This window comes from Methanolobus vulcani (assembly GCF_006546655.1).
Taxonomy (GTDB): Archaea; Halobacteriota; Methanosarcinia; order Methanosarcinales; family Methanosarcinaceae; genus Methanolobus; species Methanolobus vulcani_A.
The window spans coordinates 232,923-258,505 of sequence record NZ_VIAQ01000015.1 but is presented as its reverse complement, the minus strand read 5'-3'; the positions used below and the strand labels follow the sequence as shown (position 1 = coordinate 258,505).

Annotated in this window: 25 protein-coding genes; 6 read left to right on the top strand and 19 right to left on the bottom strand. The window is 38.3% G+C overall.

All coding sequences use genetic code 11. The annotated features are described in order from the left end of the window. Positions 1-381: 381 nt before the first annotated feature. The 4 genes from FKV42_RS08590 to FKV42_RS08575 all read left to right on the top strand — a co-directional run bounded on the left by FKV42_RS08590 (position 382) and on the right by FKV42_RS08575 (position 2,370). On the top strand, positions 382-576 hold the full coding sequence (locus FKV42_RS08590) for a TRAM domain-containing protein (protein WP_154809809.1): 195 nt from the start codon (positions 382-384) through the stop codon (positions 574-576). Positions 577-1,219: 643 nt separating this feature from the next. Beyond that, positions 1,220-1,663 carry a phosphate-starvation-inducible PsiE family protein gene (locus FKV42_RS08585; protein ID WP_154809808.1) on the top strand — a complete coding sequence of 148 codons (444 nt, stop codon included), beginning with the start codon at positions 1,220-1,222 and terminating at the stop codon, positions 1,661-1,663. Between the two features lie 55 nt (positions 1,664-1,718). Next, a complete protein-coding gene (locus tag FKV42_RS08580; protein ID WP_154809807.1) occupies positions 1,719-1,970 on the top strand; it encodes a hypothetical protein in 252 nt (83 codons plus the stop codon). A gap of 178 nt (positions 1,971-2,148) precedes the next feature. Then, positions 2,149-2,370 carry a hypothetical protein gene (locus FKV42_RS08575; protein WP_154809806.1) on the top strand — a complete coding sequence of 74 codons (222 nt, stop codon included), beginning with the start codon at positions 2,149-2,151 and terminating at the stop codon, positions 2,368-2,370. Between the two features lie 199 nt (positions 2,371-2,569). Here the strand turns inward: FKV42_RS08575 and FKV42_RS08570 are convergent, their stop codons facing one another. From FKV42_RS08570 to FKV42_RS14025, 3 genes are read right to left on the bottom strand one after another with little or no spacing between them, the layout of a single operon-like run. Beyond that, positions 2,570-2,776 carry a hypothetical protein gene (locus FKV42_RS08570; RefSeq protein WP_154809805.1) on the bottom strand — a complete coding sequence of 69 codons (207 nt, stop codon included), beginning with the start codon at positions 2,774-2,776 and terminating at the stop codon, positions 2,570-2,572. 2 nt (positions 2,777-2,778) lie between these two features. After that, positions 2,779-4,083 (bottom strand): DNA-packaging protein, encoded by a 1,305-nt coding sequence (locus FKV42_RS08565; protein WP_230375576.1) that lies wholly within the window; start codon positions 4,081-4,083, stop codon positions 2,779-2,781. Then, positions 4,028-4,336 carry a hypothetical protein gene (locus FKV42_RS14025; RefSeq protein WP_196214114.1) on the bottom strand — a complete coding sequence of 103 codons (309 nt, stop codon included), beginning with the start codon at positions 4,334-4,336 and terminating at the stop codon, positions 4,028-4,030. Before FKV42_RS14025 ends, FKV42_RS08565 begins: the two co-directional genes overlap by 56 nt. Between FKV42_RS14025 and FKV42_RS08560 the strand changes: the two genes are divergently transcribed. Further along, on the top strand, positions 4,283-6,100 hold the full coding sequence (locus FKV42_RS08560; protein ID WP_268865973.1) for an MFS transporter: 1,818 nt from the start codon (positions 4,283-4,285) through the stop codon (positions 6,098-6,100). The genes FKV42_RS14025 and FKV42_RS08560 overlap by 54 nt on opposite strands. A gap of 184 nt (positions 6,101-6,284) precedes the next feature. Then, positions 6,285-7,160, top strand: a complete 876-nt coding sequence (locus FKV42_RS08555; protein ID WP_154809804.1) for a DMT family transporter — start codon at positions 6,285-6,287, stop codon at positions 7,158-7,160. Between the two features lie 576 nt (positions 7,161-7,736). On the opposite strand, the gene FKV42_RS08550 is transcribed toward FKV42_RS08555, so the two are convergent. The 16 genes from FKV42_RS08550 to FKV42_RS08480 all read right to left on the bottom strand — a co-directional run bounded on the left by FKV42_RS08550 (position 7,737) and on the right by FKV42_RS08480 (position 25,448). After that, on the bottom strand, positions 7,737-8,393 hold the full coding sequence (locus FKV42_RS08550) for a corrinoid protein (protein ID WP_154809803.1): 657 nt from the start codon (positions 8,391-8,393) through the stop codon (positions 7,737-7,739). A 28-nt stretch (positions 8,394-8,421) separates the two neighbouring features. Next, positions 8,422-9,849, bottom strand: coding sequence for a trimethylamine methyltransferase family protein (locus tag FKV42_RS08545; protein WP_154809802.1), 1,428 nt, complete (start codon positions 9,847-9,849; stop codon positions 8,422-8,424). A gap of 39 nt (positions 9,850-9,888) precedes the next feature. Beyond that, positions 9,889-11,424 (bottom strand): glycine betaine uptake BCCT transporter, encoded by a 1,536-nt coding sequence (locus FKV42_RS08540; protein WP_154809801.1) that lies wholly within the window; start codon positions 11,422-11,424, stop codon positions 9,889-9,891. A gap of 643 nt (positions 11,425-12,067) precedes the next feature. Beyond that, positions 12,068-12,796 carry a cobalamin B12-binding domain-containing protein gene (locus FKV42_RS08535; protein ID WP_154809800.1) on the bottom strand — a complete coding sequence of 243 codons (729 nt, stop codon included), beginning with the start codon at positions 12,794-12,796 and terminating at the stop codon, positions 12,068-12,070. 240 nt (positions 12,797-13,036) lie between these two features. Then, entirely contained in the window at positions 13,037-15,448 is a 2,412-nt protein-coding gene (locus FKV42_RS08530) for a PAS domain S-box protein (protein ID WP_196214098.1), read from the bottom strand. Between the two features lie 427 nt (positions 15,449-15,875). Beyond that, a complete protein-coding gene (locus FKV42_RS08525; protein WP_463510146.1) occupies positions 15,876-17,348 on the bottom strand; it encodes a glycine betaine uptake BCCT transporter in 1,473 nt (490 codons plus the stop codon). Between the two features lie 525 nt (positions 17,349-17,873). Then, positions 17,874-18,428 carry a 6-phospho-3-hexuloisomerase gene (gene hxlB / locus FKV42_RS08520; protein WP_230375574.1) on the bottom strand — a complete coding sequence of 185 codons (555 nt, stop codon included), beginning with the start codon at positions 18,426-18,428 and terminating at the stop codon, positions 17,874-17,876. Positions 18,429-18,690: 262 nt separating this feature from the next. After that, positions 18,691-19,125 carry a cupin domain-containing protein gene (locus FKV42_RS08515; protein WP_154809796.1) on the bottom strand — a complete coding sequence of 145 codons (435 nt, stop codon included), beginning with the start codon at positions 19,123-19,125 and terminating at the stop codon, positions 18,691-18,693. Between the two features lie 97 nt (positions 19,126-19,222). Continuing rightward, positions 19,223-19,600, bottom strand: coding sequence for a cyclophilin-like fold protein (locus tag FKV42_RS08510; RefSeq protein ID WP_196214097.1), 378 nt, complete (start codon positions 19,598-19,600; stop codon positions 19,223-19,225). Between the two features lie 93 nt (positions 19,601-19,693). Then, entirely contained in the window at positions 19,694-20,839 is a 1,146-nt protein-coding gene (locus FKV42_RS08505; protein WP_230375571.1) for an alpha/beta hydrolase, read from the bottom strand. A gap of 134 nt (positions 20,840-20,973) precedes the next feature. After that, a complete protein-coding gene (locus FKV42_RS08500; protein ID WP_154809795.1) occupies positions 20,974-21,549 on the bottom strand; it encodes a sugar O-acetyltransferase in 576 nt (191 codons plus the stop codon). Positions 21,550-21,577: 28 nt separating this feature from the next. Next, on the bottom strand, positions 21,578-22,330 hold the full coding sequence (locus FKV42_RS08495; RefSeq protein ID WP_154809794.1) for a carboxymuconolactone decarboxylase family protein: 753 nt from the start codon (positions 22,328-22,330) through the stop codon (positions 21,578-21,580). A gap of 39 nt (positions 22,331-22,369) precedes the next feature. Further along, on the bottom strand, positions 22,370-22,909 hold the full coding sequence (locus FKV42_RS08490) for a flavodoxin (RefSeq protein ID WP_154809793.1): 540 nt from the start codon (positions 22,907-22,909) through the stop codon (positions 22,370-22,372). Positions 22,910-22,988: 79 nt separating this feature from the next. Further along, on the bottom strand, positions 22,989-23,285 hold the full coding sequence (locus FKV42_RS14135) for an MDR/zinc-dependent alcohol dehydrogenase-like family protein (RefSeq protein ID WP_230375569.1): 297 nt from the start codon (positions 23,283-23,285) through the stop codon (positions 22,989-22,991). 9 nt (positions 23,286-23,294) lie between these two features. Continuing rightward, positions 23,295-24,053: an NAD(P)-dependent alcohol dehydrogenase gene (locus FKV42_RS08485; protein ID WP_230375568.1), complete on the bottom strand. Its 759-nt coding sequence runs from the start codon at positions 24,051-24,053 to the stop codon at positions 23,295-23,297. 309 nt (positions 24,054-24,362) lie between these two features. Then, complete coding sequence (locus FKV42_RS08480; RefSeq protein ID WP_230375565.1) at positions 24,363-25,448, bottom strand: MBL fold metallo-hydrolase; 1,086 nt, start codon at positions 25,446-25,448, stop codon at positions 24,363-24,365. Between the last annotated feature and the right edge of the window lie 135 nt (positions 25,449-25,583).

The window sequence follows — 25,583 nt, the reverse complement described above, 5'->3', positions numbered from 1 at the left end:
AGCATAGTGCATAGTAGGGAACTGGCACATACAGCAGGATTTGGACAATATCCTATTTTATGTGTTGGTTTCATTTTTGTATATTGAATACTTAACCTTTTCTAAAGAATCTTAGTAATATTTATGAAATTCATCAGTCATTCAGAATAAATCATCATTATTAAAGCAGACATGCATTTCGTTTGAACATATACGAACATGTTTATATAGTATCCGAACATAATAAGATTGCTTTTAGAGGCTTAAACTACTTTGATAATTATAGGTCTAGATGGTATTACCTTAACCGTATTTACTGTTTTTTCGTATCTTTAACCAAATTGTTGTATTCTTTTTAAGCTAAGCTAATACTTAAAGGACGTGAAATATTTGTTTAATAACATGCAGTCAAATGCTCCAGTAAAAGCTGGAGAAAGCTATGAAGTAACTATTGAAGATATTGCAAGAGAAGGCGACGGAATCGCAAGAGTAAGTGGATTTGTTGTTTTTGTGCCAGAAACAAAAGTCGGCGATGAAGTTACAATTAAAGTTACTAAAGTACTGAGCAAGTTCGCATTTGGCGAAGTTGCTGAGTAAACAATTAACTATTAATTAGGAAAATCAAAATTTTGATTTTCTTTTTTTACTTTTCTTCCATCAAATAGTCTATTTGTTTATGTAATACAGTGTTGAATTGATGATGCTAAGTTGTTAGGAAGGATTTGATTATTTTTTTACTAATTATGGCGGTTAATACCCACATAATGTAATAAACTAAGGGGTTGAAATAATACAAGCAAAAAATGAAGATTATCGCAAGCATTTAATGCAGAGTCAATTTTCCAGACAGGAGCAAAAATATTTTATTCGGGATTGCTTTTATTTTATCCGCGAAAACAACAGCCAGACACAGAAAAGACTTCAAGAACTATTGTCAGTATGGGTAGCAGACCGAAGACGACAATATGGTATTCCTTTGAATAGGAATGAACTCTCTCTGTTCGAACAATTCATTAACAGTTCTTACCCCCATTACAAACTTCGTATAAGTTCCTCGTGCAATAATGATCACCAATCTTAATGTTCATGAAAATTAAGGCACAATGTTATAAACTTTAAATCGCCACACTCAATTACAATTTGAGTATTATTTGAAATAATACATTAACATTCATCTTTTTGTATTTATTTGACAAGCTCATGACATTAAAATTTTTACTAATCTTTCAGGGAGATTTGAATGAAAACTCATTTTAACATACACACTATAAGTCAGAAGGAAATATTTAACAGGATAACTGACTTCGTAACTGTCGTCATCCTTTATATATTGTTATTGGCCTTGCTTGCAGGAGTAATGAGTTTATTGTGGGATACAAAATCAATGTTTTTTGGATCTCTAAATGGTGGATTTGGTCAGATTGTATCAGGTGTTCTCACCATTTTTGTTTTAATTGACCTCTTCAAGACGTTTGTTGATTATCGTGAACATGAAGAAATAAAAATTACGTATGTAACAGATGCTACAATTTTGATAGTTATGCGTGAAATAGCAGTAGGAGTGTATGTTCAACGGTTCGATTATCAGTTTATATTGGGTATGTCTGCATTGTTGCTGACGTTAGGTATAATAAGAGCACTAGCTGTAAAGTATCCTCCTATTAAAGGTGATAACCAGCAATAAATACGGAAAAGTATTTTGGGTAGCAGCTATAATATTATAATGGGAGATGGGAATAATGTATACGGTTTATATAAAAACATTAGATAAATCACGTATAAATATAGACCATATAAATAAAATATGGAATGAGCTGAACCAAATAAAGATCATGACTTCTGATTCCTCTGTAGAAACAATCTTTTGTGGAAATACAGATTATGCAGATGAAAAAGTAGACTCAGTGCTTTCTCTAATAGATGAAGCAAAAAGAAAATCTGAAAACATTGGAGATCTCGTTATACTAGATTTGTCTAAGTTAATTAAATAGCCTATATCAAAATTTCATTCAGTGTAAGAGAATAAAATATTTTATATTATTTGAATTTCTGGCTAATAACTGAGATATAAAGTTCTATTTTTTAGCTTTATCCCATATTAGTACATCAAACAAAATCTATAATTAACATCATTCTCAAAGTATCTTTAACTTAGTGGGGTCGCTATAAATGGCTTTTGAAGTTTATCCTATTTATGACCTGGAAATCCAGTTTAATGAGTCCGGTAAGAAAAATGATGAAGCAATTTTCTACAAGGATAGCGTAAATAAAATTGTTTATTTGGATGTTGGAATTATTCTGGAATATATTGAAGAACCAACTGTCAGACATGAATTTATACCACTATCTGCCATCTCCAAGATTACTTATAGAACACAAAATACAACATAAAGTGAAAAACGTATTCGAAATAAGACCAGATACATCCGCTTTTTTTGATATGTTAGTTCAACAACTCTTTGTTAATTAAAAACGATGTTTGATTTTTTGGATTTATTAACTTCAAACATTCAATATTTAAACCAATGGTTCCGTTTTTTCTTGTTACCCACATCCCCCCATTAAAGTGCGAAGAATCTAATCCAAATCTCTACACCAACTTCTTCAGTTTGAGCTTCTCAATCACAAGCTCAGCAGTCTCTTCCACCTGCTTCTCTCGTAGATTGTTCTGCATTTTCGAGTAATATTCTGCAATGAAATCCACTGCCTGGCTCTTATTACAATCCTGCTCCTTCATCACTCTGTGGAGTATTGCAGTCGTATTCTTGCTAACAGTTGCATAGAGTTTTGGTCTCATAATTACCTCGGTCTTGTTTTGATTAATGCTGACATGTTCAGTTTCTGTGGTCCATACCTTGATCTGCTAAGCTCTGACAATGCCCATACAAGTGCATCCACCCTATCCGGACTACTCCCTTCTCCCGGAACCCAATCACACATCTGGTCCTCAAGGGCCGGGAAGGATCCTACGTGATGCACTTTGCCTTGCTCGTAGAGAGCACTGATAGGCTCGGCTCTGGTCTGCTTTCCCCTGCTGGCCCTTACTGATCTGTAGGATACATTGGGGTCGATCGTTCGGAGAGTATACTCCACGAGCTCCCCACCGTTGTTCACTTCCCCGATAACCCTGTCAGCAGAATGCTTGTAGTAAGCTGCAATGATTTCTTGTGCCCACTTTTTCGGTGTTGCATGGATAGTGTAGTCCCCCAGGACATAGTATTCTCCGCGCTCATCTGCAGCTGCAACAACTATACCAGTGTCAGCTGAAGCTTCATTGGATGTAACTGCCGGATCCACGCCAACAACGATGCGTAGTAGATTGGGAACCTTCGACACCCTGGCATCCTCTATCATTTCCCAAGTCCAGAGTGCATCTGGATTATCGTCCAGGATTTCTGCATTGAGTTCCTGTCTTCCTAATCTGGTCCCTTCGTATCTGCTGATTATCACATCGATGAAAGCTGGTGCCAGGTTGGACAGGTTCTCGTAGGTGGACCCTCTGGTCACATGGGTACTGGCATCGTTCAGGATGTTCTTGACAAGTGGGATGGGCCTGGGTGTTGTGGTGATAGCAGCCCTGGGATCATCTCCCAGCCTCAGACCAAATTGCAGCATATCCCAGGTTTTTTCCGGGTACTTCCAGGCAGCTATCTCGTCACACCAGGCAGTGTCGTGCTGGGGACCTCTCAACCTGTCCGGCTCCTCTGCACTAAAAAGCAAAGCTATAGCACCGTTGGGCCAGGTAAGCCTGCGTTTGGATGGTTCGTATACTGGCCGGTTCCACGGAGGGCAGACTGATAAAATTCCAGATTCACCTTCAACCATTGTATCCCTGGCGTCAGCTGCAGTAGGTGCAACAAGAGCTATCCTGCGAGCCTTGTCTGAATCTACCCTTTCACGGATCCATTCGGCTCCTACTCTCGACTTCCCCCAGCCTCTTCCTGAAAGTACCAACCAGTACCGCCAGTCACCCTCTGGAGCAAGTTGGTTAGGCCGGGCCCAGAACTTCCAGTCGTATTCCAGCTGCTGGATCTCGTCGTCGCTAAGATCACTCAGGATCTTCTGCCACTCTGACTCTGGCAGCAATGCTATTGATTCTGCCATTGATCTTCTCTCGTGTTTCATCTATGTTTATCTCGACGTTGTTTTGGGTCATATTGATCTCAACATCCCGCTTGGCAAACTCTGTAGGACAACTGCGCTCAAGCCACCATGCTGCAGCCTGCCAGGATTTAGCGGCTGCCTTCTGGATGATTCGATAAGAATTTTCTGAATAATAATTTGATTTACAGAGGGTAATAGTTTGGAAAATAAAAACAATATAAAAACAGAGAGCATTTCTCATAAAAAGGGACATGGCATCTCGTACAAGTGGACGGCACTACTTACCGTGTTACTTGCATCATTTATGGCCACCATTAATAGCAGTATTATACTTATCTCGCTTCCTGCCATATTCAATGGGATTCATCTGTACCCTATGCAACCGGATGCGTTCCAATACTTGCTATGGATACTAATGGGATATGGACTTGTGACGGCTACGATCCTCCTCAGTATAGGAAGGCTTGCCGATATTTACGGAAGAGTAAGACTCTTCAGAATCGGATTTTTCATATTCATGATCGGATCAGTCATGCTCTATCTGACACCCGGAACCGGTAGTACCGGTGCAATAGAACTTATACTCTTCAGGTTCGTGCAGGCAGTAGGCGGTGCACTGACCATGGCTAACGGTCCGGCCATAATCACCGATGTATTCCCCAGCAGTGAAAGGGGAAAAGCACTTGGTATCAATACAGTAGCTCTTATGTCAGGCCAGTTCATCGGACTTCTGCTTGGAGGCATACTTGTAACCTATAACTGGCGCTATGTTTTCCTTGTAAATATCCCATTTGCCCTGATCGGAACTGTTTGGGCATACTGGAAAATGGAAGAACTTTCTTTCAAAGCAAAGAAGACCAGCGTAGACATACTTGGAAATGTATTCTTCATCGGCGGATTGACATCACTTCTTGTGGGTATCACCTATGGTCTGATGCCTTACGAACATAATGGAGTTATGGATGCAATGGGATGGAACAGTCCACTTGTCCGCATAACTTCTGCAATAGGAATTGTACTGCTTCTTGCATTCCCATTTGTAGAACGCAGGGCAGAGAACCCAATGTTCCGCTTCGAGTTCTTCAAAATAAGGGCTTTTGCTTTTTCAAACCTTGCAAACTTTATGGCAGCTATTGCACGAGGTGGCATAATGTTCATGCTGATACTGTTGCTTCAGGGAATCTGGCTACCACTTCAGGGCTATAGTTTTGAGGATACGCCCCTATGGGCTGGCATCTACATGCTTCCGTTGACTATCGGTTTTATCATTATGGGACCTATATCAGGAATGCTTTCTGATAAATATGGACCACGATGGATAGCTACTACCGGAATGGCACTTGTAGCAGTGGTATTTATAGGTCTTGCAATGCTGCCTTACAATTTCGATTACTGGGAGCTTGGAATTCTGATTTTCCTTATGGGAATAGGTAACGGGATGTTCAGTTCACCAAACAGTTCATCCATAATGAATTCGGTACCAGCCGAGGACAGGGGAGTTGCTTCAGGTATGATGTCGACCCTGATGAACTCAGCTATGGTACTGAGCATGGGGCTCTTCTTCACTATAGTGATCGTAGGTCTCCAGGGAACGTTCCCTAATGCAATACATGAGTCTTTCACAAGTTTTGCATCGACACAAACTGCTCCGATCATGCAGAATCTTGCAGACCAGATATCAGAGATATCCCCTACCAATGCATTATTCTCAGCTTTCCTTGGATACAACCCAATGGGTACCATCCTGAATGTAATGGACAGCACTGTCGTAGCCTCGATACCACAATCCGTGGTCGATACACTGACCAGCAACTATTGGTTCCCGGAGACTCTGCAACAGGCTTTCATGCCAGCACTCAGAGTATCCTTCATCATAGGTGCAATTCTTTCAGCAATAGCAGCTCTGCTCTCTGCAATGAGAGGCCAGCACTATGTGCATGAACTCCATAACGAGATAGAATCTGCAATGAAAGGTCAGTCTTTTGTGCATGCAATCCCTGATAAGATAGATGAATAATGTATTAGTGTTTCAGTGACATGTCTGCAGAGGCATGTCCTTTTTTTTACATTATCAGGCAATTACAGACACTGGCATTGAGATTACAGCAGAAATAACCCAATAAAACAAAAATTAAAAGACAGTCTTCTCAAAAAGAAAGATATTTCTATGTTTGGTAAATCTATGAAAACGAGAAGACCACATGAAAAAAGGTTCATATGCTTTAATTGGAACAGGTGCTGCTTTTTGGGCCTCGATATCAATATTTGTCAATGCCCTTTATGAAACAGGATTTTCGGCTCTGGAAATTGTGTTTCTCAGGGTTCTAAGCGCAGCTTTGATTATGTTCGTATATATAGCTCTTACAAATAGGGAACTTTTTAACATCCACTTTTCTGACACATATTATTTTATCGGGACTGGCATTTTTAGCATTGTCTTTTTTAACTGGTGTTATTTTACGACCATAAAAGAAGCTTCTGTTGCAATAGCAGCAATCCTTCTTTACACTGCTCCCATCTTTGTATTTCTCATGTCTCGCATGATCTTTAAAGAAAGACTCTCTTCGTTAAAGATTCTTGCATTGCTGGTAGCTGTTGTCGGATGCGTACTCATATCCGGTTATTTCCCATCAGGTGGAGTCTTACTCTCGACTAACATGCTTCTCATAGGTCTTGGATCTGGTTTTGGTTATGCCCTTTATACTATATTAGGAAAAGCCGCCCTTGAAAAATATGACCCTATGACCGTTACAGCCTATACTTTTGCTGTCGCAACTATTGGCCTGTTCCCTATTAGTGGAATGGGAGCTGTAATCACTGCTTCCCATAACATAGACACATTGTTTTACATATTTGGACTTGGCCTGATTCCGACCGTACTTGGATATATCCTCTATACAAAGGGCCTTCACTACGTAGAGGCTGGCAAAGCATCTATCATAGCAGCAGTAGAACCCGTTGTTGCAACAACTATTGGAATATCTGTTTTTAATGAAATACTATCCATATGGCAGTTTGCAGGCATACTTATGATCCTATTTGCAGTACTTCTTACACAAAAGGAAAATGGAATATGAAACGTGATAATTGAAAAGAAGGATATTGTCGCTGTTTATGTATATTTTGTAGATCTATAGAATAATTTGCCAAATCAGGATGAAATATAAATTTGTAGAATATTACTTGATAACAACTACACTGCATCAACTATCTTTTTTCTCAAATTGAATTCCATTATCTCCCTTGTAAGGTTTTGTGTGATCAAATATGTTTAGCAGAATATCTGCTGGAATTCCATTTGGAAATGCATAACAAGTCAAATCACCTTTATGATGTTTGCAGAAAACGCATATAAATTTTGGATGTAACATTTATATCATTCTTTAACTTCAAATGTTTTGTTGATTTCAAGCCATCTCTACCCTAGAATTGTCATCTGCATAAGTTTCCACTTACATTTAAAGAACTACATATTATGAAAGTAGTCATCTATTAACTTTCAAAGTTAAAAAGGGTAAAAAGAAATCTCCCTCGCATTTTTATTTTTGTGGAGAAAGTGGAGGAAATAAACCTAAAAATATGAGGGAGATCGAGTTAGGGAAGTTGAAAGAAAATAAAGAATAGGCCTAAATCAGCCTACCTTCTTTTATTGACTAACATTCACCTGCAGCTGCCCTACATTTTGCAACTGCGTCTGTTGCGTTCTCTGCATAGATGTCTGCCCCAATCTTGTTGGCCCATTCCTGTGTGACAGGTGCACCGCCAATCATTGTAAGGACAGAATCACGGAGGCCAGCTTCCTTGAGTTGCTCTTCAACCTGGGCCTGAGAAGTCATTGTAGTTGTCATCAGCGCAGAAGAACCGACTATAAGCGGTTTGTGTTTTTTCACTGCTTCGACAAAAGTTGTTATAGCGACATCCTGGCCAAGATCAATAACCTCGAAACCATCTACCTTTAGCATTGTTGCGACGATATCTTTACCGATTGTGTGGATGTCGCCCTCAATGGTACCAATAGCTACCTTGCCCTTGCTCTCAGTCGTTCCCCCCTGCTCTTCAAGAACAGGAGTAAGAATAGCAACACCAGCACTCATTGCTTCAGCTGCTGCAATAACATGCGGAAGGTGAAGCTTGCCTTCATTGAATTGATTACCGATCTCGATCATACCTGCGGTGAGGCCATCCTGAATAAGGGATACCGCATCAAGACCAGCATCTATTGCTTCTTCACATATCTCTTCTACTAGTTCGTCATCAAAGTCCATGACTGCATCTTTTGCTTTTGAATTAATTTCATCCTGTGTAACCATATTTATAACTCCATTATATATAATATTCTTATTTTTTCAATTCCGCAAACCTTTTCTCCATGAATTCCAGGAGAGCTTTATCAACGTCAGCATCAAGTTCAGGTGCCTCATAGTTTTCCAGCACGCCTTGCCACTGTTTCTTTGCACGCTGAAGAGTGTCAAGACCTTCCTTTTCCCAATCGTTATATGGACGTCTGTCACTCAATTCAGAATCACGAAGCTCAATTGGATAATACTTTCTTGTATGCTTATGTGCAAGGAAATGTTTTCCTGGTCCAATCTTTTTGATGACATCGAACCCAAAAGCATCTTCTGAAAAGTCCAGTCCTTTAAGGTAGCGAAGCACCATTCCTGCGATTTCGTCATCAACAACGAACTTTTCGTATGACATGGCCATGTATCCTTCAAGGATGCCTGCAGTGTGAAGTACATAATTGATACCTGTAACTCCTGCAGTCATTAGTGTCATCATTGACTCATAACCGGCTTGTGCGTCTACCAATTTTGAGTCTGTAAGGCCACCACCACTACGGGTAGGTATTCCATAGTACCTTCCCATCTGAGCACATGCTGCAGTAAATAATGCGCATTCAGGATTTCCAATTGATAATGCACCGGAATTCATATCGGTTATTGCCGATGATGAAGCATAGACTACAGGTGTTCCCGGATTCACACATTGTGCAAGAGTAATACCTGCCAGAACTTCAGCATTCTGAACTGAAAGAGAACCTGCAATTGTGGCTGGACCAGTGGACCCTGCCATTACAAGAGCAGCAACAACAACAGGCTGGCCGGCTTCAGCGTAAGCCATAAGTGAACCTGCCATATAGTCATCAAATTTAAGTGGACTTATAGAGTTGATCAAACAGATGATAGCAGGTTTTTCCTTGATTACATCTCTTCCACCAAAAAGAATAGATGCCATCTCAATAACATCTTCTGCCCTTTCTCTGTTTGAAGCACTGCCCATGAAACATTTATCAGAATTCTTAATGGAACTGTACAACATCTTTAAGTGCTTCATCTCTTCAGGAACATCACTAGGGTCAGCAATAATACCTCCTGTCATGTGAAGGTTCTCACTGGCTCCTGCAAGCTTTACAAAGTTATCATAATCTTCCATGAATGAATCACGGCGTGAGCCATCTGCTTCATAAATGAATGAAACACCATATCCAGGCATGAATATTATGTTCTCTCCGCCGCAAACAAGGTTGTTCTCAGGGTTTCTGGCATGTAGTGTAAACTCTGATGGAGCTTTCTTTATTTGCTCCTCTACAAATTTCCTGTCAAGATAAACCCTGTTTCCTTCAACTCTCTGGCCATTTGCCTTAAAGATTTCAAGTGCGGGTTCGTAGAGGAAATCGATACCGATTTCCTCAAGTATTTTCATACTGTGTTCATGAATAGATTCTACTTGTTCATTTGTGAAAGCATCGAATTTTGGTATCATATTATCATCTCTTATTTTTTATACATCCATCATTAATTTTTATCCATGGTCTTCTTTCAGTGCTTTTAGCAAAGAGTAACACATTGCCAATATCACAAACATGAATGGAAATGCTGCTGCAATAGATGCTGTCTGCAAAGCTGTCAATCCTCCTGTGATAAGCAGAATTGCTGCTACACCTGCGATTGTAGCTCCCCATACACCTTTTACCTTGCCTGAAGGTTCCATACTACCGTTAGAGGTAAGCATACCCAGAACAAATGTTCCTGCATCTGCAGATGTGACAAAGAATCCAATGACAAGGATGATGGCTACGATGGATGTTACCATTGCTATTGGATAATTGGACAATGTTACGAAAACTGCTGATGCAAGATCTGCGTTTACTGCATCGGCAATTCCTGCCCCATGGAATATTTCTAGATTAAGTGCGGTAGCACCAAATGCTGCAAGCCAGACAAAACTGAATACTGTTGGTGCAATAAGTGCTCCTGCAACAAATTGGCGAACAGTTCTTCCTTTTGAGATTCTTGCAACAAACTGCCCTACGAAAGGTCCCCATGCGATCCACCAGGCCCAGTAGAATATAGTCCAGCTACCTCCCCATCCTTTTTGTTCAATTGCATCAGTCCACAGACTCATAGCAAAGAAATTGTTGAGATATGATCCGGTAGTACTTACCAGTATGTCGAAAATGGTTGTAGTTGGACCGAATATGAACATGAAGGCCATAAGTCCAAGTGCAAAATAAACTGTCCATTTTGCAATGAACTCAATACCTTTTTCAATACCTGTTACTGCTGCACCGGTAAAAAGAAGTGCTACAAATGCGATGATGAGTACCTGTATAAACCCAGTGTTAGGGATATTAAACAGGAAGCTAAGACCACTGTTTATCTGCAGAGCACCCAGTCCAAGGGAAGTACCAAGACCGAAAACTGTTGCTAGTACTGCAAGGACATCTATGGCATTTCCAATAGGACCATGTATACGATCTCCAAGTATCGGGTAGAATACTGAACTTATCAGTCCTGGCATTCCTCTGCGGAATTGGAAGTAAGCTAGTGCAAGACCTACAAGTGTAAAAATACCCCATGCATGTAGACCCCAATGGAAGAAGACATAGCGCATTCCAAGTTCGGCAGCTTCAGTAGTGCCGCCTTCTCCAAATGGAGGATTTATGTAGTGAGTTATTGGTTCGGCAATACTCCAGAAAGTAAGACCAATTCCCATACCTGATGTAAAGAGCATGGCCAGCCATGCAAAATCACTATATTCAGGTTCATCATCGTCCTTACCCAATTTGATATCGCCGTATTTGCTCAGAGCAATTCCTGCTGCGAATAGCAGGAAGAACAAAACCGCAAGCAAGTATAGCCAGCCAAAACTGTCAATAGTAAATCCCAGTATAGCATTAAAGACAGTGTTAAGTGAACCGGGGCTAATTGCACCCCACAATACAAATAAGCCTGCTATTGCAAAGGACACGTAGAATACAACTTTACTAATTCCACATGTTTCTTTATGAGGATTGCAGACAGACCCTTCCTCAATCACTAATTTATCATCAGTCATCTTTTCACCTCGAATTACACAATATTAATATTTTGAAATTACACCTTTTGCAGTTCGAACTAATTAACAGGCTGGCACACCAATATATAAATGTATTTTTTCAAGTAAACTGTTATATAAACAACACGGTAGCCTAATTTTGAACTGCATTTATTTTTCAGAAAAAAATAGCGCATATAGATTGCGTTTTCTATTCAACAAATCGTTATTATGCAAATATGATACACTCACCATAGCAATAATATTTATATACCATAAAGAAATTACATCGTAAAGTTAAGTATAAAAACATATATGAATTGTAGTAGATAGATTTTGAGTGAAACGATTAACAATATAATCGCTTGTTCCTTATTTATTAAGCATATATGATTTTTTACAAAAATAAAACAGGGAATGTGTGGGATAGGTTTATATACATGCCTGACTTTTAAAATTAAATTTACAAATGAACAAGAGTGATTGTAAAGTAAACAAAAATAGTATCAACTATACATTGCTAAAAATCTCATATTGTATAATGAATACAAATGAAGAGCAGCTTTTTTATTTGAAAAGACTTTAAAATAAGATATTATGAATAAATGTTAATTAATATATATTAAAAATAGATTGAATTGCATTAAGTATTTTATTAAAACGATTATTTGCTGGAAAATACATATTTATCTCTTAATTCTTCAATAGTTGTACCTTTTAAGATTTCTTCTGCTATCTTTGGTACACTTGCCCCATCCTCACAATAAAGACCCAACTCCAGATTGGAAACAAAATCCTTATTAACCCCTCTTCCTCCGCACAAGAATGGTATCCTTATTCCTTCTTCCAGTAAACGTTCATTTACTTCTTTTAAAGAATGCTTTCCCATTGTGAGCAATGCCGTTCCTGACAACATAATAGGTTGCTCTTTTTTTACAGAATCAATCACTTCATTTACAGGAACATCTTTACCAAGATCAATCACTTCAAATCCTTTTGCAACAAGAAGTGCACACACAATCGTTTTGCCAATGTCATGTATATCCCCCTCTACGACATAAGATACAACTTTCCCTTTAAAATCGGGTGCTTTTGAAGCAAGTTTTTTGCAGAATTCAATTCCATCCTTCATTGCATTTGAAGCCATTATAATATCCGGTAAGTAGAGAATACCCTCCTCATAGAGCGTTGAAACTATGTCCATTCCACATAAAAGCCCTTGATTAATTAAGGACAGAGGATTGAATCCAAAATCTATAGCTTCTTTAAGGGCCCTAATTACCGCATCCTCATCACCATTAAAAACTGCTTCAGCAATCTTTCGTTCATATGGATCAGACGGATAGCGTTCTGATGCTAGTTCTTCAGGAGATTTCTGTTTTTTTATTTTCATAAAATACCCGGATAATTAGGCAATAACTGTTATATATATGTTCGTTGGAGATTTTATATCCATTCTGCTAATATATGATACTTTGAAACAACATGCATCCACACAGGTGCTGAATTCTTTAAATGTATTAGATGATAATATACAATGTCTTTGAAGTATCCCTTTGTATTTATACATATATTAGTATCAGATACCTTTTATTTAGACATAGTAAATCTGGATTATTTTTATAAAGGATATTTATCGAACGGAAAATGCAGTATTGAGATTTTGATTGCTTACTTTTGAACCGGACTCACGACCAAGACAAACCACAACATCTTTACCATTCCACTTTGTTTTTGAGAATTTTGTCTCAAGCATTACCATCTTCCCATTTGATGATTCCATAGGCATGTCTGAGATTGTTCTTTTCCCGTTTATAATATCTGAGAAGATAGAAGCTGCTTCTAGTGCTCTGTTTTGTTGATAGAGCCCAAGAATGCTCATGCCATTAAGTTCATCTTTCGCATAACCCATTACATAGCTGAAATATTGATTAGTATAAACTATGCACCCTTCCAGATCAACAACATAAAACAAATCATTCAGTGACTCGATAAGATATTGTGAATTATCTGTAGTTTTCTCTATTTTAGGCCTACCCTGAAAACTGGCAAAAAATTCTTCTGCCTGCATTGAAACAGTTTCTACAGAACTACGTACATCAGAAGGCATCTCAAATACATCGTGGGATGCAAGCAATAGTACAGCTACAATCCTATTATCGTTCTTAATAGGAACTATTGCTGTAGCTTTTAAGCCTTCATAACTCAAATCCTTATCTTTATTTAATGCATTTATTTCGGAATATAACTTATATATCGGATAGCCTGTTGTTAGCAACTTACCAATTATTGAGTTTGATCCATAGTGCCTCGTACTTTTCACAAAATTATTTGATAGACCTTTGTGAGCAACTAATATTAGATCCTCACTCTGCTCATCTATAATATATAATGCGCCGCAATCAATTGTATTTATTTGTAATGTAAAGTCCAGGAATTGTTCAAAAAAGCTCTTCATATCCCCTGCAGGAACAAAGAAATCACCAATTTCGGCTTCAATGCGGATAAAATCATTTACTTTTTTGCGGTCGGTTATATCTACAATAATGCCCTGTATATATTCTATATTTCCTTTTTCATCATACTTGTAATTAGCCTTTTCATCAACCCATCTGACTTCACCGGATTTTGTAAATATTCTGTACTCGTATGAGACATTCTTTGATTCCTGTATACTTCGCCGCACTTCTCCTTTTAAATTTTCAATATCAGAAGGATGCACCAAATCCCCATAGGACATCCTTCCTGATACAAAATCTTCTGCTGAATAACCGAGTTGGGATATATTATCAGAGACAAATTCCACAGGCCAGTTTTCTTCAGGTCTCCATATGAATATAATAGAGGGGCTATCATTGACAACATCAATTAGAAGCGCCTGCATCCCCAAAATTTCATTAAGTTGCCTTTCCTTTTCTTTTTGTTCACGCAAATCCCTGATAATTACCATGTATGCAGGTTTGCCTTCATGTTCTATGATAGATAGATTTAATTCACAATCTACTTTTGTACTTTTTTTTGTAAATAATTCTACTGTATATTTACGGGGAGCGGTCCAATTTTTCGCCATATCGCCCTTGAACCTTTCACCAATTAACATACGATACCCTCTTGAGAAAAATTTGGAGAAAGGTTTACCAATTGATTCTTCTTTTTCATAGCCTGTAACACTATTGAATTTTTGATTTGAAAATGCGAGATTACCATCCTGAACGATGACTATCATATAATTTCCTTTTTCCACAAGAGTAGAGTATTTCTTTTCCGAATCCCTCAACTCAATTTCAGCATGTTTTCTTTCTGAAATATCCCGGATAGTCATAACAACTGCAGGTTTTAACTCATAATGGATGTATGAAAAACTAACCTCTGCAGAAAATGTGTTTTCGTTTTTAGTTAGAAATTCCACTTCACTATTACGTTGAACATTCATTTTGTCAGTCAGAGTCTTCATGTATCTTTTTGAGATAACCCGCTTATACTCAACAGGCACATGGTCCAGAATTTGCCCGCCAATCAGTTCATTTTTTTCATAATCCAGAAGTTCACAGAACTTGTTATTTACAAACTTCAGTTCCTCATCCTGAACGATGACTATACCCTCATTTCCCTTTTCTACGAGAGTACTATATTCTCCCTCTGTCATTCTGAAATCAATTTTTTTATATTCCGTGATATCAAAGATTAAGCCCTGAATATCAACTATATTGCCTTTTTTATCACGTGTCAGAAATGATCTCTCTGCAACCCAATGCAATTCTCCGGAACTGCTCGTTATTCTGTATTCAAGATTAAAGGATTCTTCATCCTCATCTTTTATAATATCCAATAAGGCTGAATTTATCTTATCGATATCTTCATGGAATATTATGTCACGGTACGTCATCTTCCCCGATAAAAAATCCTCCATTGAATAACCATATTGCTCAATATTCCCTGAAACTGATTCCACTGGCCAGTTAGCTGTGGGTTTCCAGGATATTGCAAACACATGACTAAGTTTGTTAATCCACTTATGCTTATTATTTTTTAGATTGGATCTCATATGGGTGACGCCCATTTATCTTTGATTGTATGATGTTTTTAGGATAGACATAATATAAAACATTAAGTTGATACTCAATAAATATAAGTACTCTGATTATATATCTAATCTTATTGTTGTTCTATATCTTGTATTTTCTTTGTTAATTGGAAATTCATAATAATACATTTTGACCATGACAACACACCTTATGTAGTTTTCTCCAAAATGTTCATAGAAATTCTTTGAGAGATTTTCTCCCTCTTGAGAAAGAGTTTATTACTATGTATAATGCACTATTCCTAAATTCCCATATTTAAAAAGATATTCATAACGCATTTATTGCCCTTGATGTCTGCAAACTTTTCTATTTAAAAAAAGAAACAGCCCTCATTCAATATCTGCTGTAATGTACAAGGGCTAATTAAAGAGAATTCAGAAAGAATATCTATGTATCCTCTGAACTAATGGCTTTGATAAAAGAATAAACCATTGCCATCATCACAAACATGAACGGAAGGGCTGCTACAATTGCAGCAGTCTGCAATGCTACCAGACCACCTGCCAGTAGAAGAACAGATGCAACCGAACCCAGGATTGCTCCCCAGATAGCTTTTATACTGTCGTTTGGTTTTAAGCTACCATTGGAAGTTAACATCGCTATAACATATGTACCTGCATCTGCAGAAGTTACGAAAAAACCAGCAACCAACAAAATGGCAATAATTGAAGTAATCATACTGAGCGGATAGTTAGCCAATGTAACAAATAACGCAGATGCAACGTTTTGTGTAACTGCATCAACAATACCGCCGTTACCAAATACCTCTATTTCAAGAGCGGCTGATCCAAAGATTCCCAGCCACAAAAAACTGAAAATTGTAGGGACTATAAGAACTCCTATGACAAATTCACGAATTGTCCTGCCTCTGGATATTCTGGCAATGAACTGGCCTACGAAAGGTCCCCATGAGATCCACCATGCCCAATAGAATAAGGTCCAGCTACCCATCCAATCATTTTCTGTGAAAGGATTAATCCATAAGCTCATAGATAGAATGTTGTGCAAGTAAGAACCAGTTGTATTTGTCAGCATCTTTAATATGAATGTAGTAGGGCCGAACAAAAGAATAAAGACCATTAGTATCAAAGCCAGATAAAAAATTCTATTCGCGATGAACTGGATCCCTTTTTCGATACCTAGAACTGCTGCTCCTGTAAAGACTACAGTCATTATACCAATGATTAACAGGTGTATAATATTTGATTCCGGCACACCATAGAGGAAATTAAGACCACTGTTAATCTGCAGAGTTCCAAGTCCTAAGGAAGTGCTTAACCCAAAAACAGTTGCAAATACTGCCAATATATCAATAATCTGACCTATTGGACCATGTATACGTTCCCCCAATATGGGGTAGAATACAGAACTGATCAGAATCGGTAGTCCTTTACGATACTGAAAGTACCCAAGAGAAAGCCCGACAAGACTGTATATACCCCATGGATGTAATCCCCAGTGAAAGAAAGCATAACGTAGAGCTAATGTAGCACTTTCAGGAGTGTGGGCCAGTCCGAATGGAGGAGAAGCAAAATGTGTAATGGGTTCTGCCACACTCCAGAACACAAGGCCAATAGCCATACCTGAAGTAAACAGCATGGCAATCCAGGAAAATGTACTATATTCCGGAATATCGTCATCTTTTCCCAGTTTAATGTTTCCGTATTTGCTCAAAGAAATAGCTACTACAAAAATCAAAAAACCAAATACTGAAAACAGATATAACCAACCGAACTTATCAGTTATGAAGTCCAGTGCCAGATTAGAGATAAATAACATGGATTTAGGAAATACTGCCCCCCATATCACAAACAGGATAGCCAGTACCAAGGATGAATAAAAAAACTGTTGGGTTAAAATTAAAAGCTTCTTTATATAGACGAACAGGACTTTTTTTTTTATTTTTTTTAGGCATATATTACATTCCCTAGGGATAACTAGTTAATCAATCTAATTTGATTTGTTTCAACCTTATTAGACTAAATTCAATCAATCTTATCTTTTTTATGCGGGATTAGTAATTTACTAAAGTTATCATTTATATCGTTTTTCATTTGGTTCTGTAGAAATACTACCCGTAAAAAAGTTGAATATAAAATACAGATTAACATGGATGAAGTATTTTTCGTCGGCATTATCATTGGTTCAGAATTACAGGCTGCATTAAGACTCAATATTAAATAATCTCTCCCGTATCGAGAATTGTCTGGCTTGAAAGTGAAGAAGTAAAAAGCAGTACCTTTACCTTCACAATTAAAAATCAGAAAAAAGATGATTTAATTTATCTGATACATTGAGAATGTGGGTAAATCGAAAAGTAAAACCTTCTCAATACCCAAAACCCTCTGTATGAACTTCTAATCAGATATTTTATTACATTGAACTTTATTCAATATTTGTGTGTCTTGATTTGAGGTCTTCTTCTGAAGCACCGGTTATGAAAATAAGCTCAGCAACGACAGCATCAAGGAACACGTTAGAAGAAGTTTCAAAAGAAGTGCCAAGTGGAGTCAGATAAGTAAATTCACCACGCATATGACGTTCATCATAGCCACCTACATCATTCTTTGTTCTTCCCGGAAGAACAATTACTGTGTCAGACATTTCACCAAGAGTTGATTCTTTATTAAATGTGATGGTAACAAGTCTCGCACCGATCTCTTTGGTAACTCTTCCCAGATTAGCAATGGAACGAGTCTGGCCTGAACCTGATATTGCTATAACAACATCTTCTTTGCTGACAGCAGGAGTTGTGGCTTCTCCTACAACATGTGATGTAAGACCAAGATGCATAAGTCTCATGGCAAACGCCCTTCCTATAAGACCGGAACGTCCTGCACCCATAACAAAAATACGCCTGGCATTTGTTATATCTTCAAGCATCTGCCTGACAGCATCCTTGTCAAGTTTATTTGCTACATTTTCAAGATGCTCAGCCATCAACAAAATAGAAGAAGTCAAGTATTTACATTCAGTTAAATGGATTTCTTTCATTAGAGTTCCTCAATAAGTCAATCAAAAATTATGATGACATTTCGTTTTTCACTTGTAGTATTCTTATTTTACCATGCCAGTTCAACAAAAACACCAACGATAGTATATAGTGGCTCCATTGTGAATGGAGCACAGTCACTAACTATCTGATGTATTTTAATTTTTGTGTCGTTTTTGATATTACTAGTTACTATATTGAATTTCTTCTCTATAGTTTACTGAACTCCTCATCACTGACAGGTTCTAACCATTCGTTCTGAGTATTTTCTCCAGGTATTTCAAGAGCAATATGAGAGAACCAACTGTCAGCCTTTGCACCATGCCAGTGCTTTACTTCTGGCGGAATATATATGAAAGAGCCTTCATGCAGACTAACTGCCTCTTTTCCTTCTTCCTGATACCAACCTTCTCCGGCAGTGCAAATAAGCATTTGTCCACCACCACTCTCGGCATGATGTATATGCCAGTTATTACGACATCCTAGTTCAAATGTCACATTTGCTAAAAACACAGGAGCTTCCCCTGGTTTTGTCAATGGATTCAGGAAAGAATCTCCTATAAAATATTGTGCAAACATCTCATTTGGCACACCAGTACCAAACATATTTGCTTTTTCAAACTCTTCTTTGTTCATGTATTTCATTTCTTTTTCCTCACTTTGTTTTATGCAGTAATATGTTTAAGTAATTATATCAAACAGGACTTTTCTCCTGGACACCTGTAGCCTAAAATCTATCTTATCAGGCTAGTTCTATCAAAATATCAAAACTGCCATTCAATGAATCCATAGTCCAAGGGTCACAATCAATAACACCAAGATTTACAAATTCACCATAGCAATTTTCTTCATTATCAAACAGAATGGTAAAATAATCTCCTTGAGTAGTAAAATCAATATCACCATTTTTCCACCCAGGAACCAGATCCCCATCACTATACGACAATGGTTTATCCATTACGCCACAAACATCAAACTCATATCTGCTGGCATGGACTGTATAGGGTAGTCTGCTGATGAGTTCCCTGGCAGGTTTACTATCATTTAGTATTCCGGGAATGATCGTGCTACCAAAATGCATGTTGATCTTTGTTCCGTTTTTAATCTCACGAGTTGTCATACCTAAATCCTCACTTGCTAGTACAATATCCAAACTATTAAAATAAGAAAAATTGGAAAATAGAAAAATGATTTTCTATTTTTCCATGTGCTTTTAGTTCAGGTTTTCTTTGAAGAATGATTCCAGCTTATCGAATGGAATATAGTTATTGTCTCCGCCATCGTACAGGTCGATGTGTCTTGCTCCAGGAACAATTACCAGCTCTTTTGGTTCAGCTGCTTTTTCATATGCTTCTTCAGTATAATATCTGGAATGAGCATTTTCTCCCATGATGAAAAGAATTGGTCTTGGTGAAATTGTCTCAATGTAGTTCATCAGAGGGAAGTTCATAAATGACATACCACTTGTAGCAGTAAATGATGCTCCTGCATTAGGGTGGAATCCTCTTTCCATTGCATAGTATTCAAAGAATTCACTTGCAACAGGATCCATTCCTTCTGGAATTTCTGTTGCTGGTTCACGAGGGAATCCTTCAGGCACCAACGGGCTACCGTTTTCAAAGTCTACCCACCTTTGCTCAGCCATCTGGGCTAAAGATGCAGCACGCTGCTCATCAGTCAATGAATATGCAAATCCATCTCTGAACATGCTACTAATATCATACATACTTGCAGTAGCAACTGCCTTTATACGTGGGTCAACCTGGGCTGCAGTAAGTGCAAATCCCCCACTGCCACAAATTCCAATAACTCCGATCTTTTCCCTGTCTACAAAGTCTCTTGTGCCGATGAAATCAACTGCTGCACTAAAGTCTTCAACAAATAGGTCAGGAGATGAGATGTGCCTTGGTTCTCCACCACTATTACCATTGTAGGATTCGTCGAATGCCATGGCAACAAAACCTCTTTGTGCCAGTTCCTGAGCATATAGTCCTGCTCCCTGTTCCTTTACTCCACCGTAAGGTGTTCCAACAATAATTGCAGGATATTTCTGGGACTTGTTTATATCTTTAGATACGTACAAATGACCTGAAACCTCGACTCCGAATTTGTTTTTGAATCTGACTTCTTCTAAAATTACGTTGTCACTTAGTTCGAATGTAAGATCTCCCGGATCATATCTTCCCTGTTCGTTGTTTTCTTCTACCATACTATCTTCCTCTGAATTTTCTTCTGTATCTATTACTAAAATTGTGTCATTTTCCAGTTCACTATCAGAATCAGTTATGCATCCTGTTGCAAAAATGAAAATCAAAGATAAACACAGCATAAGTAATCTGGTTTTAGTATTTTTAGACATTTTTTATCTCCCTACATTTGTGCGTGATTGAGTAATCAGTCATGATTTTTTGCACACGTCTAACTAAATAGTACAAGATAGAGTGACTAATCAGTCAACGACTGATATTCTATACAGGTATATAAACCTAAGCATTACAATGTTCTAATCACCTTTGCCGGTACGCCAGCCACAACTGTATTAGGTGGAACATCCTGAGTAACAACAGCTGCGGCTGCCACTACAGAATTCTCCCCAACAGTGATACCGGGTAAAATAGTTGCAGCAGCACCGATCCACACATTCTTTTTAATCCATATCGGAGTCGACACTAATTCCTTTCTATGGGCTGGATCTAACGGATGATTGGATGTGATGAGATTGGCTTTTGGTCCTATCTTGGTGTCATCCTCGATAGTTATACCTCCTCTATCCATAAAGGTGCATGCGTGATTAATAAACACATTTTTACCAAGCTTGATGTTCCGTCCGAAATCAGTATAGAATGGAGGAGTTACTCTGGTGGATTCATCCACTTCAGAACCAATCAGTTCACTTATCAGACTTCTAGCTTCATCCTCGTCATGATATGAAGTGTTCAGTCTGGTGGTTAGTTCTGCAGTGCGAAGCATCACTTCCTTTAATTTCGGAAATTCCGGGTCCTCTATTGAAACTGCTTCTCCGGACCTATCGCGTTCAAAAATATCTTTATGCAACACTTTTTCGCTCATTGAACTTTCTCCAAATAGACCATCATATTTATTCAGGTATCAATTCGTTCAAAGATGTAATCGCATTCAATGTTCTTGGATATCCGATATATGGTAATAGCTGAGTAACTACACTGAGAAGCGTTTCTTTATCGTTTCCTACATTCAGATTACCCATAATATGCCCCTGTAACTGAGGCTCGCAACCGCCAAGTGACAGGATAATAGAAAATGTAAGTAGCTCTCTTGTTTTCACATCCAGACCTTTTCTGGTATAATAGTCACCAAAACAGTTTGCAGATAGATATTTCTGGATATGTATCTGGTTTTCCGGTGCTACTTCATACATTTTATCGATTATTTCACCGAATATTCCTTTCTGCACTTCCAGTCCCTTTTCAAATCGTGTTTCGGGGGAAGTTGTAGACTGACCTTCCAATGGCAGTTCAATTCCTCTACTTTCCAGTATTTCATTGGTGGCATGAATAAAGTCAACTGCCTTCGCAAATCCTACATAGGGTACGGATTGATATACGATCTCCTTGACCTCTATTGGAGTTACGCCAACGTTAAGTGCACCGTTAAGCATTACTTTATATTCACTTAAGGTCTGGCTTGCTATCAGAGAGCTCAGAATTACCATCATTCTGGTCTTTGTATCTAAATTTCCATAGCTTATTACTTCATCAAATGCAAAATTGCCGATAACTTCCATAAGTTCCGGGTCTGTTACATTCAAAGTCGATTTATGATCGAGGAATAACTCTTCCTGATTCTTTTTTGCTGTTTCACTTATAGGCATTAATAAACCTCATTTCATTCTTATTTTTGCAGATAATGTTCAAATCATCCTGCTGATTGATTCCAACCAGTTTTCAACATCCTTTTTTGCAGCGCTTACACGTGAGCCCGGGATAGAGAAACTTTTCAAAAGCGTCGCTTCCGGGCAAAGTTTAGCAATATCATCCTCACTGCGCCCCATTCTGCCTCCACCATGCGTACAAAATGGAACAATGGTCTTTCCGGAAAAGTCATATTCTTCCAGGAACGTGAACACCGGCATTGGCATCGTTCCCAGCCAGTTGGGATAACCCAGAAATATCACATTATAAGATTCCATGTTTTCCACATGATTGGAAAGTTCTGGTCTTACATTTCCATCCAATTCCTTTTTTGCTATGTTGAATGTTGCAGAGTAATCCTTTGGGTAGGACTGTACTGTATCAATGCTGAAAAGTTCCCCATCTGTTATTTCCCGGATCATGCTGGCTAATAACTTAGTGTTACCCACTGGCAGATTCACTATTTTGCCACTGACATTGTTATTGCCAGAGCGTGAAAAATAGGCTATCAGAAATTTTTCGCCTTTTAGATTAGACATTTAGTATCCCATGCCTTCTTTTTTCTCACTGGAATTGTCCTCGCTCTTTGTGATAAAAAAGTAAGGACCTGGTCAGGTCTTACTTTAAAGCTGACATGTCAATTACATATCGATAACGGGCTTCCTTATTTATGACCTTCTCCCATACCTCATTGATCATTTCAGGTTCGATCATCTGAATTTGCGGATAGATCTTGTTTTCCGCACAATAATCAACTACTTCCTGAGTTTCCGGGATTCCACCAATAAGTGATCCATTGAAGTTTACTCTGTTGAAGATCATATTGAAGTTATTAATTGTGAGCTCTCCTCCAATTGGCTGTCCTACCTGGGTGAAGTATCCATATGGTTTTACACAATCAATGTATGATGACATATCGTATGCTTATGGAACTGTGGATATCATGTAATCCAGTTTTCCTCTTAATGACTGCATGTCTTCTGGTGAATTAACAACAATAACTTCTTTTGCCCCGAATGCAAGGCAATCTTCCTTTTTGCTTTCACTGGTTGTAAAAGCATAAACCTCAGCACCTTTTGATACGGCCAATTTAATAGCTACGTGTCCCAGTCCGCCAATTCCTACAACTCCAACTTTATCTCCTTTTTTGATACTAGCTTTCATTAAAGGTGAATAAGTAGTAATGCCAGCACACAGTAATGGAGCAGCTTCCTCAAGTTTAATGGAATCAGGTATCTTTATTGCAAAGTGCTCGGTGACAACGATGTTCTGGGAATATCCACCCTGACTTATTCCTGTAGGTGATGATTCTTCCAGGTAACCATATGTCATTATAGTTTCACCTCTATCGCAATGATGTTCTTCACCGTTGTTGCAGCTTTCACATTCCATACAACTGTTAACCATACACCCGACTCCTGCACGGTCACCGACTTTGAATTTTGTTACGTTCTTTCCAACAGCAGCAACAATACCTACAATTTCATGACCAGGTACCTGTGGATATTGTTGCGGTCCCCAGTGACCTTTGATCTGATGAATATCGGAATGACAAACTCCACAGTATTTAATGTCAATTAAAACGTCATTATCACCTACAGGTCTTCGTTCAAAAGACCATGGAGATAACTTTCCTGAATCGTCTTTTCCAGCATACCCCTTTGATTGAATATTTTCTGTCATATTTTAACTCCTCTTATTTATTTTACAATTAAACACATCACTTTAAATTCACACTTTTAATTTGAAAGCGTTATATACTCAACAACTTATGTGACTGAGTAAGCAGTTACCGATTTCAATATTGCTTTATACCAGCGACATTGTTGCGAGTGACTAATCAGTCATTTGCATATTATATGTACTGGTATATAAAGATAAGCACTCTGAAAAAATTGAACATGAATTGAAATCAAAATCCTTCATCTTTTCTCGAATTCTACAATACATTTGTTACCGCTTATTAACAAGCAGATAAGTTGTATTCCCGAATCAAAGATCCCACCATGAAGTAGGAGATGTTTGCAAGTCAGAATCTAACAGTACCGTCTCACCGATCATTGGAGCAATTATGTTGACTTCTCTTTCATTTGCTTCTTTAAGTGCTCTCTCAATTGGTTCATTCCAGGCATGATTGGCCAGTGTAAATGCTCCCCAATGCATCAGCATCATGGTCTCGCCATCCACATCCAGATTTGCCTGGACTGATTGTTCCGGCACCATATGAATGTCCGCCCAACGCCGGTCATATTGGGCACCCTCTATCAAAGTGAGATTAAAAGGACCGTATTGGTTTCCTATCTCCTTAAAATGTGGTCCGTAACCACCATCACCACTTGTATATACCCGGTTTTTGCTTCCCAGTATGACCCATCCACCCCAAAGTGTGGTGTCAATGCTGAACGGATCTCTTCCTGAGTTATGCCTGGAAGGCATGAGAGCAACAGTCAAACCCTGATACTCCGTTTCTTCCCACCAGTTGAGTTCCGTGATCTTCTCTTCCGGAATTCCCCATCTAATCAGATGAGCACTGCACCCGAGAGGGACAAAGAAATGTGATACTTTGTTGTTTAGTTTTATAATGGACTGGTAGTCCATGTGATCATAATGGTCATGTGTAATGAGAACTGCATCAATAGGCGGCATTTCATCGATGATATTCAACATGATATCTTCACTATATTCATATCTTTCAATTCCTACAAACGAAACCGGCGAAGCAACAGGACTTAGCATAGGATCAAGCAACAGCTTATTATCATCAATACTAAGCAGATAAGCCGAATGTCCCAACCATGTCAAACTATCGTTTTTACTGTTTACCTGACCCCAGTCTATCGTAGAAACCGGGATTGGACTTGAAGGATCACGATTTGTAATCTCGGAAGCAGAAGAATCATTTGCTGACGGAGTATCCGATAAGTCAACAAAAACACTGGTAGGCAATTCATTTACAAAATGTCCGTCAACATAGTTGCCTAATTGTTGATATGCTTCTTTTTGTTCTGGTGTTGGATTCCCTCCGAAAGCCGGGTCTACATTCATGAATACTATTATGCCGGCACAAAATAGAAGCAAAAATAAGAATGAATGTAAAGCAATCTTTCTGAGTTTTAACTTTTTTAGTTTTTGAATCACAAGAACACCAATTTCTCTAACACCTTGCTTGCATAACTTCACTATAACATATTACAGGGAAATATCTATAAAAAG